At 44.2% G+C, this 14,275-nt stretch carries 17 protein-coding genes; 16 read left to right on the forward strand and 1 reads right to left on the reverse strand.

What is annotated here, in order from left to right; all coding sequences use genetic code 11:
* Positions 1-335 precede the first annotated feature (335 nt).
* Positions 336-1,367, forward strand: a complete 1,032-nt coding sequence (locus tag ACHOLT_RS04375) for a hypothetical protein (RefSeq protein WP_425806028.1) — start codon at positions 336-338, stop codon at positions 1,365-1,367.
* Between the two features lie 131 nt (positions 1,368-1,498).
* Here the strand turns inward: ACHOLT_RS04375 and ACHOLT_RS04380 are convergent, their stop codons facing one another.
* A complete protein-coding gene (locus ACHOLT_RS04380; RefSeq protein ID WP_425806030.1) occupies positions 1,499-1,837 on the reverse strand; it encodes a phage holin family protein in 339 nt (112 codons plus the stop codon).
* A gap of 82 nt (positions 1,838-1,919) precedes the next feature.
* Here ACHOLT_RS04380 and ACHOLT_RS04385 point away from each other — a divergent pair, with 82 nt between their 5' ends.
* The 15 genes from ACHOLT_RS04385 (at position 1,920) to ACHOLT_RS04455 (ending at position 14,273) form a co-directional block, all read left to right on the forward strand.
* Complete coding sequence (locus ACHOLT_RS04385) at positions 1,920-3,413, forward strand: sugar ABC transporter substrate-binding protein (protein WP_425806031.1); 1,494 nt, start codon at positions 1,920-1,922, stop codon at positions 3,411-3,413.
* 343 nt (positions 3,414-3,756) lie between these two features.
* On the forward strand, positions 3,757-4,185 hold the full coding sequence (locus tag ACHOLT_RS04390; protein WP_425806033.1) for a cytochrome c3 family protein: 429 nt from the start codon (positions 3,757-3,759) through the stop codon (positions 4,183-4,185).
* Positions 4,186-4,205: 20 nt separating this feature from the next.
* Positions 4,206-5,471 carry an ammonia-forming cytochrome c nitrite reductase subunit c552 gene (locus tag ACHOLT_RS04395; protein ID WP_425806034.1) on the forward strand — a complete coding sequence of 422 codons (1,266 nt, stop codon included), beginning with the start codon at positions 4,206-4,208 and terminating at the stop codon, positions 5,469-5,471.
* A gap of 92 nt (positions 5,472-5,563) precedes the next feature.
* Positions 5,564-6,901, forward strand: coding sequence for a cytochrome c biogenesis protein ResB (locus ACHOLT_RS04400; RefSeq protein ID WP_425806036.1), 1,338 nt, complete (start codon positions 5,564-5,566; stop codon positions 6,899-6,901).
* A 2-nt stretch (positions 6,902-6,903) separates the two neighbouring features.
* Positions 6,904-7,740 (forward strand): c-type cytochrome biogenesis protein CcsB, encoded by an 837-nt coding sequence (gene ccsB / locus ACHOLT_RS04405; protein ID WP_425807883.1) that lies wholly within the window; start codon positions 6,904-6,906, stop codon positions 7,738-7,740.
* Between the two features lie 20 nt (positions 7,741-7,760).
* On the forward strand, positions 7,761-8,006 hold the full coding sequence (locus tag ACHOLT_RS04410) for a hypothetical protein (protein WP_425806037.1): 246 nt from the start codon (positions 7,761-7,763) through the stop codon (positions 8,004-8,006).
* Positions 7,996-8,454 carry a ubiquinol-cytochrome c reductase iron-sulfur subunit gene (locus ACHOLT_RS04415; protein ID WP_425806038.1) on the forward strand — a complete coding sequence of 153 codons (459 nt, stop codon included), beginning with the start codon at positions 7,996-7,998 and terminating at the stop codon, positions 8,452-8,454. The genes ACHOLT_RS04410 and ACHOLT_RS04415 overlap by 11 nt, the downstream gene beginning before the upstream one ends.
* Before the next feature lie 3 nt (positions 8,455-8,457).
* The gene (locus ACHOLT_RS04420; RefSeq protein ID WP_425806040.1) at positions 8,458-9,099 is read left to right on the forward strand and encodes a cytochrome b N-terminal domain-containing protein; all 642 of its coding nucleotides are present in this window, start codon (positions 8,458-8,460) and stop codon (positions 9,097-9,099) included.
* A 39-nt stretch (positions 9,100-9,138) separates the two neighbouring features.
* On the forward strand, positions 9,139-9,561 hold the full coding sequence (locus ACHOLT_RS04425) for a cytochrome b subunit of the bc complex (protein WP_425806042.1): 423 nt from the start codon (positions 9,139-9,141) through the stop codon (positions 9,559-9,561).
* Between the two features lie 45 nt (positions 9,562-9,606).
* Complete coding sequence (locus ACHOLT_RS04430; RefSeq protein WP_425806043.1) at positions 9,607-10,191, forward strand: 4Fe-4S dicluster domain-containing protein; 585 nt, start codon at positions 9,607-9,609, stop codon at positions 10,189-10,191.
* A gap of 5 nt (positions 10,192-10,196) precedes the next feature.
* Positions 10,197-11,009, forward strand: a complete 813-nt coding sequence (gene napH, locus ACHOLT_RS04435) for a quinol dehydrogenase ferredoxin subunit NapH (protein ID WP_425806044.1) — start codon at positions 10,197-10,199, stop codon at positions 11,007-11,009.
* Positions 11,010-11,020: 11 nt separating this feature from the next.
* On the forward strand, positions 11,021-13,387 hold the full coding sequence (locus tag ACHOLT_RS04440; RefSeq protein ID WP_425806046.1) for a molybdopterin-dependent oxidoreductase: 2,367 nt from the start codon (positions 11,021-11,023) through the stop codon (positions 13,385-13,387).
* Between the two features lie 13 nt (positions 13,388-13,400).
* A complete protein-coding gene (locus ACHOLT_RS04445) occupies positions 13,401-13,676 on the forward strand; it encodes a hypothetical protein (protein ID WP_425806048.1) in 276 nt (91 codons plus the stop codon).
* A 79-nt stretch (positions 13,677-13,755) separates the two neighbouring features.
* Positions 13,756-14,025: a chaperone NapD gene (locus ACHOLT_RS04450; protein ID WP_425806050.1), complete on the forward strand. Its 270-nt coding sequence runs from the start codon at positions 13,756-13,758 to the stop codon at positions 14,023-14,025.
* Complete coding sequence (locus ACHOLT_RS04455; protein WP_425806052.1) at positions 14,022-14,273, forward strand: hypothetical protein; 252 nt, start codon at positions 14,022-14,024, stop codon at positions 14,271-14,273. The genes ACHOLT_RS04450 and ACHOLT_RS04455 overlap by 4 nt, the downstream gene beginning before the upstream one ends.
* The last annotated feature ends 2 nt before the right edge of the window (positions 14,274-14,275 follow it).

The following is a 14,275-nucleotide window of genomic DNA, read 5'->3' on the forward strand; positions in this document are numbered from 1 at the left end:
ATAATGCCGCATTATCTCATTTTTCCTACCTAGTTATTTCTTTGGTTTTTATATTTTTTTATATACTTTGCATCAGTATACTTGGCTATTTATCATATAGAAAAATGAGAGAGCGCAGAGTAATTTATTCTACAGTAATACTTGATATTTTTCTTATTGCGGTTAGCTTATTTATCGTAAATTTATATCTGCATCACCAATAAAGGCAGTAAGCATTCAAGCAACAAATATTTTATCTTTGATTAAGCCTATGTGAAACATTAGTTGTGGAAAGAGTGACCCTTCCACTTGTGCCTGCATAAACTACGGCGAGCAAAAAAATGGGAGGGAAGGACATGGTTCAAAAACCGGGGGTACGTCATTATTTTGCAGAAGGTGTTACTAACCGTGGCTACATATCTTTTTTGCCAAATATGATGTCGGAATGGGAACGTACTTATGTCCTCATGGGTGGGCCTGGGACCGGAAAATCGACCATGATTAAAATGATTGGTTTAGAAATTCTTGATCGGGGCTATGAGGTCGATTTTATGCGCTCCGCACGCGATCCAGACTCTATGGCAGGTTTTAATGTTCGCAATAACAATTTAGCAATGCTTGATCAGTATGAGGTTGCCCCACTTAGATGGAGAGCGCCTGGGATTATTGAACATTTTGTTGATTTTACCCCTTTCTGCGATACTCAAAAACTAGAGCATCAGCGTGAGCGTATCTTAGGGCTGGAAAATGAAGAGAAAAAACTTCAGCAAGAAATTGGAGTGCGACTTGCTGAAGAGTTCGGTGAAAAGGCTAGGGGAAAGAGGACTATTGAGCCTGAACCCCAAGGTCGCTCTTGGCTTAAGAATATCTATTTGTCTATTGATCAAGATGAAGAAAAAGACGGACCTTGGAGTAAGGTGCAAGGGGCTTTGCGTCAACTACAAAAAAGCAAGGTAACATCATTTTTCCTTCACGGACTGGACAGTGAAGGCTGGCTCAATTTCGCACCGCATTATTTAACGGATTATGACCAAATCCGGTTGGAGGGTAAGGAAACATCGGATGCCATGGATTGGGTACTTAAAGAGGCAGAGCAATTGGGGCAGGTTATCGACATCGTACTTCATCCGCTTTATCCGGAAGTAATTATCGGGATTATCTTTCCGCAGAGAAACCTTGCAATATGGCAAGGCAGCCCTGAACAATTGACGGATCAAGGGTTGGATCGTCCATTCAGCGAAGAGCTAAAATCCTCTCTTATCAAATTCCAGGATGCAAGGCAGCTTTTAAAATCTATATATATGGAAGTGAATGATTTTTCACGCGTTGATCAGCTGCGTGATGAATTATTGACGAAAATTTTAAGAGATCTCGAGGGCCTGAAATAAGCTAATAAGAGTAAAAATTGAGCTCTTACATTGTAAAGAGCTCAATTAAAACTAAAAGTATCAGTTTAAATAAAATGGAGAAAATAATTGGGAACAGATCTAAGAAACACATTTTTGATTACACGTTTATTTTATTTAAATAGGTGAGTTAGGATCATGCTGACAATACTTAAAACAATGGCGCCAAAGAAAGCTGATGAAAAACTATAAATATTGAATCCCGAAACAAGCTTTGCAGTCAGAGCTAACATAAGCGCATTGATGACTAATGTAAAAATGCCCAAAGATAGAATTTGCAAGGGAAAGGTAAAAAAAGAAAAGATTGGCCGGATAAGGGTATTTACGATACCCCATACCAAGGCCGCATAGATTGCTGCCGTTACACCGGCAAGATGTAGCCCGGGCACAAAAAAAGTCGTAATAATTAAGGCTAAGGCGTTAATTAATAACCGAATCAAAAATCCACTCATTATTGATGTCTCCTTTAACGCATTTTTAAATCGAACAGGGGAAAACTAATCTTGGATTCGAGCCTGGAAAGGAGCGTGTCCCATGAAAAGAATTCTCCTGATTATTTTTGCTTTTCTTCTTAGTTTAACCTTAACAGGATGTAGTCTTCAAGACTTAATGGGAAAAAAGCAAAAATCTCAAAGTACTTCACAGCAAAAGCAGGTCATTGCCGTAGCCCTAAATGAACAGGATCCGAATAAGGCACTTGTTCTAAGAGGTATAGAGGATATGGCCCAAAAAGAAAACATGGATGTTAAAGTTCTTTCTTCCGGCTCTGAGGGAGGAGGACAACTTTCTTCCGGCTCTGAGGGACAAACCTCGAAGGGAAGCAGCAGTTCGGGTTCAAGCTCAGGCAGTCAAAGCCAGGGACAGAGCTCAAGCGGGAGCAAGCAGGGATCATCTTCTGATCTGAAGGGGGCAAAAGTGCTCATTTATCAAGGCGGAAACCCTGAAATCTTGCAAACTGTCCAGTCCAGCAACATTCCTGTTGTGGCTTTAAATGAATTGCCAGGTGGAGTTAAACCGGCAGGGATTATATTACCTGATCCACAAGAAAAAGGTAAACTGATGGCTGAACCAGTGTTAAGCAAAGCAAGCGAAGGGCAGATTGTTGTTATGCAAGGGGATCCGAGTGATAGTTCTTCCCAGGAAATGTTAGCTTCAATCAAGCAGGCCTTAAGCAAGAATTCAAAGCTAACTGTTCATGCGATTTCTAGTCCTTCAGGTTCGGAGGTGGCCGCTGGACAAAGTTTAACAGATTTCCTTCAAAAAAATTCGGGCAAGGTTCCGGCAATTATTGCGCAGAATGAAAAGCTGGCGGTACAAGCGGCAGAAGTACTTAAAAGTCAGCAATTAGAAAAGAAAGTCTTGTTGATTGGAGGACAGGCTAATCTTCAGTCCTTACAACGGATGTCAACAGGAATTCAAGCTGCAGATATTGATACTTCTCCTTATATCCAAGGAGTCAATGCTTTTCAGTGGGCACAAAAGATTCTTAATAAGTCAGCGTTAGATATTAATGAATCTGTGACAGGCGATCAGGGAGAAGTTCCGGCAAAGATTATCCCTGTAAAGTCCGTAACTCCTGAAAATGCAGCAGTAGTTCAAAAAAGTTATGCTAAGGCAGCGGAAACAGCTGCAAAAGCGGAGACCCAAGCGAAAAAGGATCAAGGAACTTCGGGCAGCAATGATCCAAAAGGCCAAGGATCGCAGGACCAGGGACAAAGTAAAGGACAGGATCAAGGAAGCAGCTCCGGCCAGAGTCAAAGCCAGGGACAGAGTGGAAGTACAGGAGCAAACATTCCTCAGGGGGCGCAAAAAGTCACTGAAAAAGTACAAACTATTATTACAAGAGAGTATCTTGACTCACAAGGTAAGGTCCTGGGTACAGAAAAAAGTACGAGTGAGCAAAATCGAACCATTCCTCCTGAAATGCTAAAAAAAGAAATGCAGCAGCAAAGTCAGCAAGGACAACAGAGTAAACAAGGTCAGGAAGGCCAGAAGGATCAAACAGAAAGCCAGAGTAAAAAATCCTAAATTTTTTCGTCACCTCGTATCAATAAAGATACGAGGTTTTTTTGTGCGTTGATTAAATCGACCATCAAATATATAGGATAAGGATAAGCAGAAAAAAAGAGGGCCGTAAGAAAACAAAGTTTCTACACGGTCCCATAAAGAAAAGTAGTTTTGCGACATTCCTTTTATGTATGGATTTCCAGACACAAAATCTGGAGTTTAGGACAGATTTATAAAGTTAAATTAGGAAAGTTAGCACAATAGCTTGATTCTAAAATATGGCATGAAATTTGCAAATCATAAAAGAGAACGGCCCCGCCTGGTTAAGTAAACTCAATAACTTTGGAAAGAGAGGAGGGTAAACGTGCGTAAATGGATGTCTTTAAAAGCACTCATACTGATAGGGGTAGTCGTTATAGTAATTCCAATAGCTGGATGGAAAGGGGTTGAATATACCTCGACAGATACGTTCTGTACAAAATGCCATGTCATGAAACCACAGCAAGAAAAGGCGTTTCATACAGTTCACCGATCACCCCAGGCTAATTGTAAGGACTGTCATCTGCCTAATGATAATGTAGTGAAAATGCTCGCTTACAAGGCGTACTCGGGGAGCAAGGACATTTATTCTAATGTGGTCGGGCCACCAGATAAAATAAGAACAACAAATATGAGCAAGTCCATTATTCAAAACAATTGTATTCGCTGTCATAGTACAACCGTACAAAATATCAAAACTTCTGGTGGAAAACAGTGCTTTGAGTGCCATCGCGACATACCACATGGAAACTAAAGGAAAAAGGAGGTTAACAAATGAATAAGAAAGTCTTGCTCTTCACGGGAGCGGCCGTCCTTGTGCTCGCATTAGGACTAGCAATTGGTTATGGCATTAAACCGTCAGCCCCGGCAGCTAATATGACGGTCAAAAGTATTCCTGAGGGAGAACTGAACCCAGAGGTTTGGGGGAAGTACTATCCAGATCAATATGCGAGTTATTTAAAAAACAAAGAAATGACTCAGGGTAATAGTAAGTATGGAGGATCCGCAAAATTTGACCGTTTGGAACGGGATCCGATGCTTAAAACTTTATTTTCCGGATATGGTTTTGGTCAGGACTACACTAAGGATCGTGGCCATATTTATGCGATTCAGGATGTCCTCGATACAAAGCGTAAAAAACCCAGTGCCTCCTGTTGGACGTGTAAAGGTCCAGAGGTCCCCGGCCTTATTAATCAAATGGGTGATGCTTATTACACCGCTTCCTTTGACTCCTTAAAGGACAAGATGCATTACTCTGTTTCATGTGCAGATTGCCATGATCCTAAAACTATGGATCTCAAGATTACACGTCCGGCCTTTATTGAAGGACTAAAAGCAATGGGGAAAGATCCTAACCAATTGACCCGTCAAGAAATGCGGAGTGCAGTATGCGGTCAATGTCACGTTACTTATTACTTTGCCCCAAAAACCAATAAAGTCATTTTCCCATGGGCGAATGGCATGAATGTTGATCAAATTTCAAAATATGAAAATGATCAAAAGTTCTCGGATTGGACTATGCCGGATACAAAGACTCCGATGGCAAAAGTCCGTCATCCCGAATATGAAATGTTTTCGAGTAGTGTTCATGCTGCAAATGGAGTATCCTGTGCAGACTGCCATATGCCATATGTTAAAGAGGGACAAAGTAAAATTTCCTCGCACCATTGGGAGAGCCCTCTAAACACGATTTCCCAGTCTTGTCAAAGCTGTCATAAACAATCTGAAGATTACCTCAAAAAACAAGTCATCGATGTTCAAGACAAAACCAACCAAACACAGATGGCTGCAGAAAAATCAATTGTAGCAGCGATTGATGCCATTAAGAAAGCAACCAATGACCCAAAAGCTGATCCAAAGCTGTTAGAAGAAGCACGTCAACTTCACAGGGATGCAAGTTTCCGTTGGGATTTTGTTGCCTCTGAAAATAGTACCGGCTTCCATAATCCGACCGAAGCATTAAGAGTCCTGGGTGAAGCGATTGATCTAGGACATCAGGCAGAAATGAAAGCAACTCAAGCTATGAGCCCAAAACAATAGCCCCTTCCTAATTTAACATAGAGGATGAGATACCTTTCGAAGAAGGAGAAGGGTATCCCTTCCTCCTTAAAAACGACAGAGGTGGAATTCAAATGGAAAAGCCTGTTAAGCGAATCTGGAACTTTATCATCTCTATGAAGGTCGGAGTGTTCCTTCTCATCCTCTTTGCCGTTTTTTCTGTTGTGGGGACAGTTATACCTCAAGAGAGTTTTGCGCCGGATAAGGTTGAAGCACTCAACCCGGTTTGGCAAAGATTAGGGATTACGCATTTATACAGCAGTTTCTTTTATCGCTTATTGGTATTTGCCTTATGCCTTAATCTCGCTTCCTGTACAATCCACCGTTTCCCCAAAGCGTTAAAAGTCTTTAAGCAGGTTCCCCTATATAAAACAGCTGCACAAATCGAAGAACTCCCAGTCCATCATAAAATGACCGATATGCAGCAAAGTCATTTTCAGAAAAACCTTGAGGCGGCCTTAAAGGCAAAACACTTCCAATATCAGCTTCAGCCGGAGGAAGAAACCTTAAACGGTTGGGCGCAAAAGGGACGCATTGGGGTTTGGGGATCATTTATTGTCCATCTCAGTTTCCTTATTCTGATTTTGGGTACGGTAATCGGGCATGTGTCCGGTTTCAAAGGATTCTTTGGAACATATGAGGGAGCAACCTTTCCCTTAAACCAAATCAAAATGGAAGAGGGAAAGATCCAGGAGGACTGGACACTTCGGATTAACTCAGCAACCGAGAAATTTGATTCCCAGGGATTAAGAGAAAATTGGTATACCGATTTGAGCATCCTTCAAAACGGGAAAGAAGTTAAACGTCAAGTCCTCAGTGTCAATCATCCATTAGTTTATAAGGGGGTTACGTTCTATCAATCCTCATATGGGCAGGGGGCGTTGTTTTTTACAACGGCTCAAGGTAAGAAGGTTAATTTTGCCTTGCAGGAGCACGCCCAAAATTATTTTCAACTTCCCGGCACGGAGCTATATGTTATTGCGGACTCGATAACAGTATCCTCGGGACGTATATCAGTGAATTATCAAATTTTAGGTAAAGAGAGTCCTACGCCATTACAAGCGGGAGCTTTAAATCAGGGAGAAAAAGCTACGATTCCAAATTTCGGGGATATTGTCCTCACAGGGCCTGTTCAATTTACAGAACTTGTTATAAAAAAGGATCCGGGAGTTCCTTTGATATGGCTGGGTTCGGCACTTCTCGTTTTCGGCTTAATTCTCGCCTTTTACTTTAAGTCATGCCATATCTGGTTTGTGATTGAAGGGGAAGGCCAATCTAGAATCGTATTGGGGGCAACGAGTGCTGCCGGTCTGGAAGGAGCTCAGGAATTACTGGATGACCTCGTACAGGATATTCAAAAAGGACCTAAACGCAAGATAATCCATGGGCTAGAGGAGGATTGGCAAAATTGAGCATGACGCAGTGGGAGCAAATTGCTTTTTATGTTACGTTTGCAGGTTATTTCATTGCTATGGTTGCGTATATTCTCTATCTGCCGTTTTCAAAGCAAAACTTCGCATTATTTGGCCGCTATGCAGCAATCACTGGATTGATGGCGAATTCGGCTGCTATTCTACTGCGCATGGCGATTGCCCATCGCCCCCCTTTAGCGAACGGCTACGAATTCATTCTCACGTTTGCTTGGGGAATCGTGATGGTTTATCTCCTCATCGAGAATCGCTTCAAGCTGTCTCTGGGCGGTGCCTTTGTCATGCCGAGTGCCTTTTTCCTTTTCGCCTTTGTCGTGTTCTTCATGAGTGGGAACGAACGCGTCATGACTTCGATTCAACCCGCTTTAAAAAGCAACTGGCTGACATTTCATGTGATTACGGCAATGATGGGTTACGGGGCGCTGGCGGTTTCCTTTGGAATTGGAATTCTTTATTTGCTTAAACAGCGGTTAGAGGTACGGAAGCCTCAAGGGCAGTTAAACGCCCGCCTTCCCGAACTCCAACGTTTGGATTATCTCGGCTATAAAATGATTAAGCTCGGTTTCCCGCTGCTCACCCTCTGCATCATCACGGGTGCAATTTGGGCGAATTATGCGTGGGGGACCTATTGGTCATGGGATCCTAAAGAAACATGGTCCCTTGTCACCTGGATTATATATGCGATCTATCTCCATGCCCGACTCATGTATGGATGGAAAGGTAAGCGTTCTGCATGGCTGTCGGTATTGGGATTTTTGGCGGTACTCTTTACGTTTATCGGGGTTAATTACCTTTTAACAGGACTTCATTCGTATGCCTAGACTCAGTATTTCAATAAATAGTGACTAAGGAAGGGAAAGGAATGAATAACGATTTGGATCGAGTAACAAAAGCCCTTATCTATTTCGGGGTGTTGGCCGTTCTGGCTGTTGGCTTTTTCATCCAAGGCGCACTATTTGCGGACACCCGGGCCATGGCTTTGTTCATGGGAATTCTGCTCATGGTATCCGGTCTATCCCTTTTCGTCTGGAAAAATTACTTATGGCCAAGCCGGGGGGGAGAGGAGGTATTCGAGGATGGACAATAAAGAAAAGAATCAGGGAGTCAATCGCCGGCATTTTATTGGGTTGCTGGGACTTGCACCTGTTGCGGCAGCGTTGACAATTCCTTTGGGGGCAACAGGTAAGTATTTGGAACCGCCTGCTTCGTTAACGGCCCCGCCTCAACCGATGCTTCTAAGCGGGGTAGCTGAGTTAGAAGCCGGAAGTGTTAAAAATTTTAATTATAATAATACCTCAGCCGTGCTGATGAAGAAAAGTGATAAAGACTATATTGCGTTTTACCGTCGGTGTACTCATTTAGGGTGCACGGTGGAATGGGAGCCAAACGAAAAGATTTTTCTCTGTCCCTGCCATGGGGGTAAGTTTGACGCCGAGGGAAAAAATATCGATGGCCCGCCTCCTAAACCCCTGATTGCGCTGAAAGTCACTGTACAGGACAATGACAAAATTCAGATCGAAGAAAAGGAGGCCTAAGGAATGTCGCAATGGCTTAATGAGCGTTTTGAAGTCGGTGATTCGATTGAGAGATTCAAGAATCATCCGGTGCCTCAACATGCCTTAAATCCGATGTATTGTCTCGGAGGTTTGACCTTTCTAAGTTTTTTGCTGCAAGTGATTACCGGGATTTGTCTCGCTTTTTATTATCGCCCGACGCCGGAGGCAGCGTATACCAGCGTCCAATTTATCATGCAAGAGGTTTCCTTCGGGACAATCATTCGCTCGATCCATCATTATACGGCAAATATCATGATTATCCTGGTCTTTCTGCATATGTTTCGTGTTTTCTATACAGGGTCCTTTAAAAAGCCGCGTGAGCTTAACTGGTTAGCCGGGAGCGTTCTCTTATGCCTGACCTTGGCTTTTGGTTTTACCGGATATCTTTTGCCCTGGGATCAGCTTTCCTATTGGGCATCCGTGGTAGGTACCGAAATTGTGGGGGGAATCCCTTTGATCGGTCATCCGTTAATGCTCTTTTTACGGGGCGGCTTGAACGTAACGGCTTATACATTGACCCGTTTTTATGTTCTTCATATTATGGTTTTGCCGATTCTGGCGGGAATCTTTATGCTCGGGCATTTTATCATGATTCGCATTCAAGGAATTTCCGATGAGCTGTAGGAGCGGTAATAACCGTAGGTTGAAAGGAGATGTTATCGGATGATCGTTGAAGAAAGACGAATGATTCTGGAAAAGAACCCGCACCGTGTGCCGCTAAAACCCATTCCATTTTTCCCGAACCATGCCTTAACGGAATTGGCCTTAGCTTTATTCTTCATTGGAGGGATTTTTGTTCTCGCGGCACTTTCCCCGCACGGTCTGGGAGCAGCCGCTGATCCTCTGGTTACACCGGAACATATTAAACCGGAATGGTATTTCCTTTGGATGTTTGAAATCTTGAAGCTTGTCCCCAGCAAACTCGCAGGAATCCTTATTGTGCTGGCTATTTTTGTCGCCTTGATTTTAGTACCCTGGCTTGACCGTCAACCGTCAAGGCGTTTTGCCGATCGTAAAGTTGCTTTTGCCGTATTAGCGGGGATTATCATCCTTTGTGCTATTTTAAGTTATCTTACGATTTATTAACTTTTAACCATAATTATCCCGAACGAAATAAAGAAGGTGAGATTCATGGTATGGTTACGTGCTGCATGGGCACTGCTCGGGGGTACTACAGCCTATGCCCTGATGGAAAATGAAAAGAAAGTTGTCCAAAAGGAGCTTCTTCGTCCTCCGGGGGCCCTCGAGGAAGAGCAGTTTGCTGGAACATGTATCCGTTGTGGGCGTTGTGAAAGGGATTGCCCTCATCAGGCGATCAAAATGGCCACAGATGTCGTGGGACAGGCGGCAGGGACACCTTATATTGTCGCCCGGGAGAATCCCTGCCAGCTTTGCGGTGACTTTCCCTGTGTAGCGACTTGCCCAAGTGGTGCCCTGCAACCGATTCGGAAAAATCAGGATATTCACATGGGAACCGCGGTTATTGATGAGCAGGCTTGCCTTTCGTGGAAGGGTATGCGCTGTGAAATATGCTATCGTAAATGTCCTTTAATCGATAAGGCTATTTTTTTAGAGATTCTGCATAATGAAAAAACGGATTATCATGCTGAGTTCCGTCCCCATGTTAATCCAGAGGAATGTGTAGGGTGTGGAATTTGCGAGAAAGCTTGTCCTGTTCAGAACGCGGCAATCAAAGTTCAGCCCCGGAAAGGGTGACGCTCATGAAGAGAATGTGGTCGTTGATTCGGCATCTTGTACAACTTGCTGTCCTTGCCTTGTTTTTAAGTTCGCTTACAGGATGGCATGGGGTAATTGGAACACTCAGTGCAAGCCGAATTTTTGGCATCTCGTTGGCCGATCCCTTTGCTGTTCTGCAAATTGTCTTCGCCCAACATCGACTGACCTCGACGTTAGGCTTTGCAGCGCTCTGGATTTTGCTTGCTTATTGGATTCTGGGAGGACGCACCTTTTGCGGATGGATTTGCCCTGTCAATACGCTTCTTGAACCCATTGATTATTTACGAAAACGTTTCAATTTACCGGATGTAAGCCTAGGCGTTCGGACAAAATACTGGGTTTTAGTCATTGTGCTGATCCTGAGTTTAATCTTGGGAATCCCCGCTTTTGAAGCGATTTCACCGATTGGGATTTTGCTTCGGAATCTTCTTTATGGCTTTGGACTAAGCATTATCTTTATTTTCATTCTGATCGGGTTTGAATTAACGGTCAGTCGCCGCGGGTTTTGCAGATACCTTTGTCCCTTAGGTGCCTTTTATGGACTTATTGGGAGGATCAGTCCTCTCCAGGTCAGGCTCCAGGCCAAAAGCTGTATTCATTGCGGCCAATGTGCTGCCGTTTGTCCCATGGGGGAGGCTCCATTGCAAAAGGCACTGGAGGGAAAATCACCTCGACTGGATGCTTCTGAATGCATCAAATGTGCGAAATGTATTGAGATCTGCCCTACGAAGGCAATTCAGCCTGAAATTATAGGAATTCAGCCGCAAAAACCCGAACAAACCATTGATTTGAAGTGAGGTGTTCTTATATGGATTTAACAAGGCGGTCATTTTTAAAGGCGGCTGCGGCAACGGCAGCGATGTCTACGGTCGTCGGCTGCGGAACGCAAAAGGCGGCAACTGAACAATTGACCTTCGGTACTGAACAGACCGAAGTTGATAAATGGGTACGGGCAACGTGCCGCTTCTGCGGAACAGGCTGTGGGGTCATGGTTGGAGTCCGCAACGGCAAAGTCGTTGCCAATAAGGGAGATGTCGAGAGCCCTGTGAATAGAGGGCTGAACTGTGTCAAGGGTTATTATGTTTCGCGCATCCTCTATGGGAAAAATCGTTTGACTAAGCCTTTGATTCGTAAAGAGGGCAAGTTAGTCGAATCAAGTTGGGAAGAGGCCTTAGACCTTGTTGCTTTAAAATATAAAGAATCGATTGAAAAGAACGGTAAGGATTCGGTAGGGATGTACGCCTCCGGTCAAATGTATATCTGGGAAGGATATGCGGCCGCTAAATTATTTAAAGCGGGGATTGGCACGAACAACCTTGATCCCAATGCGCGTTACTGTATGGCGGGTGCTGTGACCGGGTTCATGACGACGTTTAATAAGGACGAACCTTTTGGCTGCTATGAGGATATCGAGCATGCCGATGTCATTATCCTTTGGGGAAATAATATGGCTGAGACGCACCCGGTGCTGTTCTCACGGGTGACAGACCATAAAATCAGCAAACCGCAAACGCGGCTGATTGATATTGCGACCCGGAAAACCCGTTCGACCGAAGTCGCGGATACCCATTTGGAGTTTATTCCCGGAACCGATTTAGCAGTTTTGAACGGAATTGCGAATGTTCTCATCACGGAGAATTTAGTCAATGAGGATTTTGTCAGCAAACACTTTAATTTTAAAAAAGGTCTGGAGAATATTGGTTACGGGTTGGAGGATAAGTTTAAATTTGCCGATGTTGCTTCCCCATTGACCTATGAAGACTATAAAGCTTTTATAGCTAAATATACTCCGGAGTATGTTGAGAAAATCAGCGGTGTTCCGGCGGATAAAATTCGCGAACTGGGCCATTTGTTTGGCGATCCCAAGAAAAATGTTCTCTCGTTCTGGACAATGGGCTTTAACCAGCACGTTCGCGGAACTTGGGCAAATAACCTTTGCTATAATATCCATTTCCTTAGCAAGCAGCTGGGGAGACCTGGCGCTACAGCCTTTTCTCTAACCGGTCAGCCCTCTGCCTGCGGAACAGCGCGTGAAGTTGGAACGTTTGCCCATCGCTTGCCCGCTGACATGGTGGTTAATAATCCTGAGCATCGGGCGTTTGCCGCGAAGATTTGGAATGTCCCCGTCGATCGGATTTCGCCCAATGTCGGACTTCACGCCTTGGAAATGTTAAGGGCTGTCGACTACGGCAAAATTAAAGTGCTTTGGATCATGTGCACCAATCCCTACCAGTCTTCTCCCAAGCTTGCACGTTATCGCAAGGCAGCTGAGGATCGTAAGGCCTTTATTATCGTCTCGGATGGGTATCCCACACGGACGACTGAGCTGGCGGACGTCGTCTTTCCTTCGGCGATGTGGGTTGAAAAAGAGGGGATGTACGGGAACGCGGAACGCCGTACTCAGCATTTGGGCAAAGCAACCGTACCTCCCGGGGAAGCTAAGGACGATTTATGGCAGATTATCCAGATTGCCAATCGCTTGGGCTATGGGGATATGCTGTTCCCTTATCCGGCAGCCAAAACCTATGATGGTCAGCGTGCAGAAACCGGTGAATCCGAGTTGAAGAAGGCGCTTTGGGAAGAGTACCGCCAGTTCACGGTTAACCACGGCAAAGACTTGGCACACTATGAAGACTATATGGGGAAAACAGGACTTATCTGGCCGGTCGTTGATGGCAAAGAGACGGTTCGGCGATATATCGAGGGAGTCGACCCCTATGTGAAGAAAGGGATGGAAATGGAGTTCTACGGTCAACCCGACGGCAAGGCCATTATCTGGGCCCGACCCTATGAACCGCCCGCAGAAGTTCCTGATGCTGATTATCCATTCTGGCTTTGTACCGGACGGGTTTTGGAGCACTGGCATACAGGTACAATGACCCGGAATATTCCCGAATTGAATAATGCAATGCCAAACGCTTATGTCGAAATTAATGAAGCGGATGCCAAAACGATGGGGCTCAAACGCGGGGATAAAGTCAAGATTACCTCTCGCCGCGGGAGTGTTGTGGCGCCGATTGAAGTTAACGGTCGCGGCAATCCACCCAAAGGCTCTGTTTTTGTTCCCTTTTTCGATGATCAGATTCTAATTAACGTTGTATGTATTGATGCCTTTGACCCTATCTCTTGTCAGCCTGACTTTAAAAAATGTGCTGTAAAAATAGAAAAGGCTTAAGGGGGGAGTAGTTGTGAGTAAAGTGTTTTCTTGGCCGATTCTTTTGGGAACGGTCGTTGTAACCGGCTTGTTGGCAGCCTTTGCCTTTTTCAGGATGGATCCGATTGTGGCACAGGCTGCCGGTCCTATGGTCAGTCCTCCGGTAATCCCGCATACCTTAGTTAACCGGGAAGGAAATTGTTTGCTTTGCCATCGCGACATTGGGACAGGGTATGGAGTACCGCAAACGACTCATCCCGAACGGCCGAATTGCTTGCAATGTCATGTGCCTAAAGATGTAAATTCCTAATTATAGTGGCAATAAGAAAAGGAACCTATCCGTCATATTCTTTCGGTTTAGGTTCCAATTTCACGCTAAGGAGAAGATTATGGTTATTTCGAGTGTTGTTGTAACAGTTAAGCGTGGATGTTTGCCTGTTGTTTCAGAGGCAGTAAGCAAATTATCGGGGATCGATGTTTTTGCACATGTGGAGCAGGAATCAAAATTGATTCTGGTTTTAGAAAGTGAGACGCTTGAGAGTTCTCATCATTTAGTCACTAATGAAATTGAGAAAATTTCAGGTGTTTTAAATGTACAGCTGGCATACTGCCATTTTGAGGAGAATACTCTTCAACAGGAGGAAATGCAACCTCAATGAAGAATAGAAAAATAAGACTACAAATGTCGTTTTATATTATTTTATGGGTTTTTATTGCAGCGATATCTATTGATGAATTAAAGTTGGGATTTATCCTTTTGAGTAAAGAATCCTATTATTCAGCGAGCGTATCTATTATTATTGGACTTACTGGGATCGGAGTCGGTATTTGGCGTATCCTCAGACATACCTACCAGTGGGATCTTGAGAAAGGTCGGGTTAAACGATATATTAAGTTGTTGCGATAGGA

The sequence above is a fragment of the Desulfitobacterium nosdiversum genome (genome assembly GCF_049860565.1).
GTDB lineage: Bacteria > Bacillota > Desulfitobacteriia > Desulfitobacteriales > Desulfitobacteriaceae > Desulfitobacterium_A > Desulfitobacterium_A nosdiversum.

What these genes read in the sequence shown, in the direction of transcription:
- ACHOLT_RS04375 (WP_425806028.1), top strand. Translation starts at nt 336, where the DNA reads ATGGTTCAAAAACCGGGGGTACGTCATTATTTTGCAGAAGGTGTTACT.
- ACHOLT_RS04380 (WP_425806030.1), bottom strand. Translation starts at nt 1,837, where the DNA reads ATGAGTGGATTTTTGATTCGGTTATTAATTAACGCCTTAGCCTTAATT.
- ACHOLT_RS04385 (WP_425806031.1), top strand. Translation starts at nt 1,920, where the DNA reads ATGAAAAGAATTCTCCTGATTATTTTTGCTTTTCTTCTTAGTTTAACC.
- ACHOLT_RS04395 (WP_425806034.1), top strand. Translation starts at nt 4,206, where the DNA reads ATGAATAAGAAAGTCTTGCTCTTCACGGGAGCGGCCGTCCTTGTGCTC.
- ACHOLT_RS04400 (WP_425806036.1), top strand. Translation starts at nt 5,564, where the DNA reads ATGGAAAAGCCTGTTAAGCGAATCTGGAACTTTATCATCTCTATGAAG.
- ccsB (WP_425807883.1), top strand. Translation starts at nt 6,904, where the DNA reads ATGACGCAGTGGGAGCAAATTGCTTTTTATGTTACGTTTGCAGGTTAT.
- ACHOLT_RS04415 (WP_425806038.1), top strand. Translation starts at nt 7,996, where the DNA reads ATGGACAATAAAGAAAAGAATCAGGGAGTCAATCGCCGGCATTTTATT.
- ACHOLT_RS04420 (WP_425806040.1), top strand. Translation starts at nt 8,458, where the DNA reads ATGTCGCAATGGCTTAATGAGCGTTTTGAAGTCGGTGATTCGATTGAG.
- ACHOLT_RS04425 (WP_425806042.1), top strand. Translation starts at nt 9,139, where the DNA reads ATGATCGTTGAAGAAAGACGAATGATTCTGGAAAAGAACCCGCACCGT.
- ACHOLT_RS04430 (WP_425806043.1), top strand. Translation starts at nt 9,607, where the DNA reads ATGGTATGGTTACGTGCTGCATGGGCACTGCTCGGGGGTACTACAGCC.
- napH (WP_425806044.1), top strand. Translation starts at nt 10,197, where the DNA reads ATGAAGAGAATGTGGTCGTTGATTCGGCATCTTGTACAACTTGCTGTC.
- ACHOLT_RS04440 (WP_425806046.1), top strand. Translation starts at nt 11,021, where the DNA reads ATGGATTTAACAAGGCGGTCATTTTTAAAGGCGGCTGCGGCAACGGCA.
- ACHOLT_RS04450 (WP_425806050.1), top strand. Translation starts at nt 13,756, where the DNA reads ATGGTTATTTCGAGTGTTGTTGTAACAGTTAAGCGTGGATGTTTGCCT.
- ACHOLT_RS04455 (WP_425806052.1), top strand. Translation starts at nt 14,022, where the DNA reads ATGAAGAATAGAAAAATAAGACTACAAATGTCGTTTTATATTATTTTA.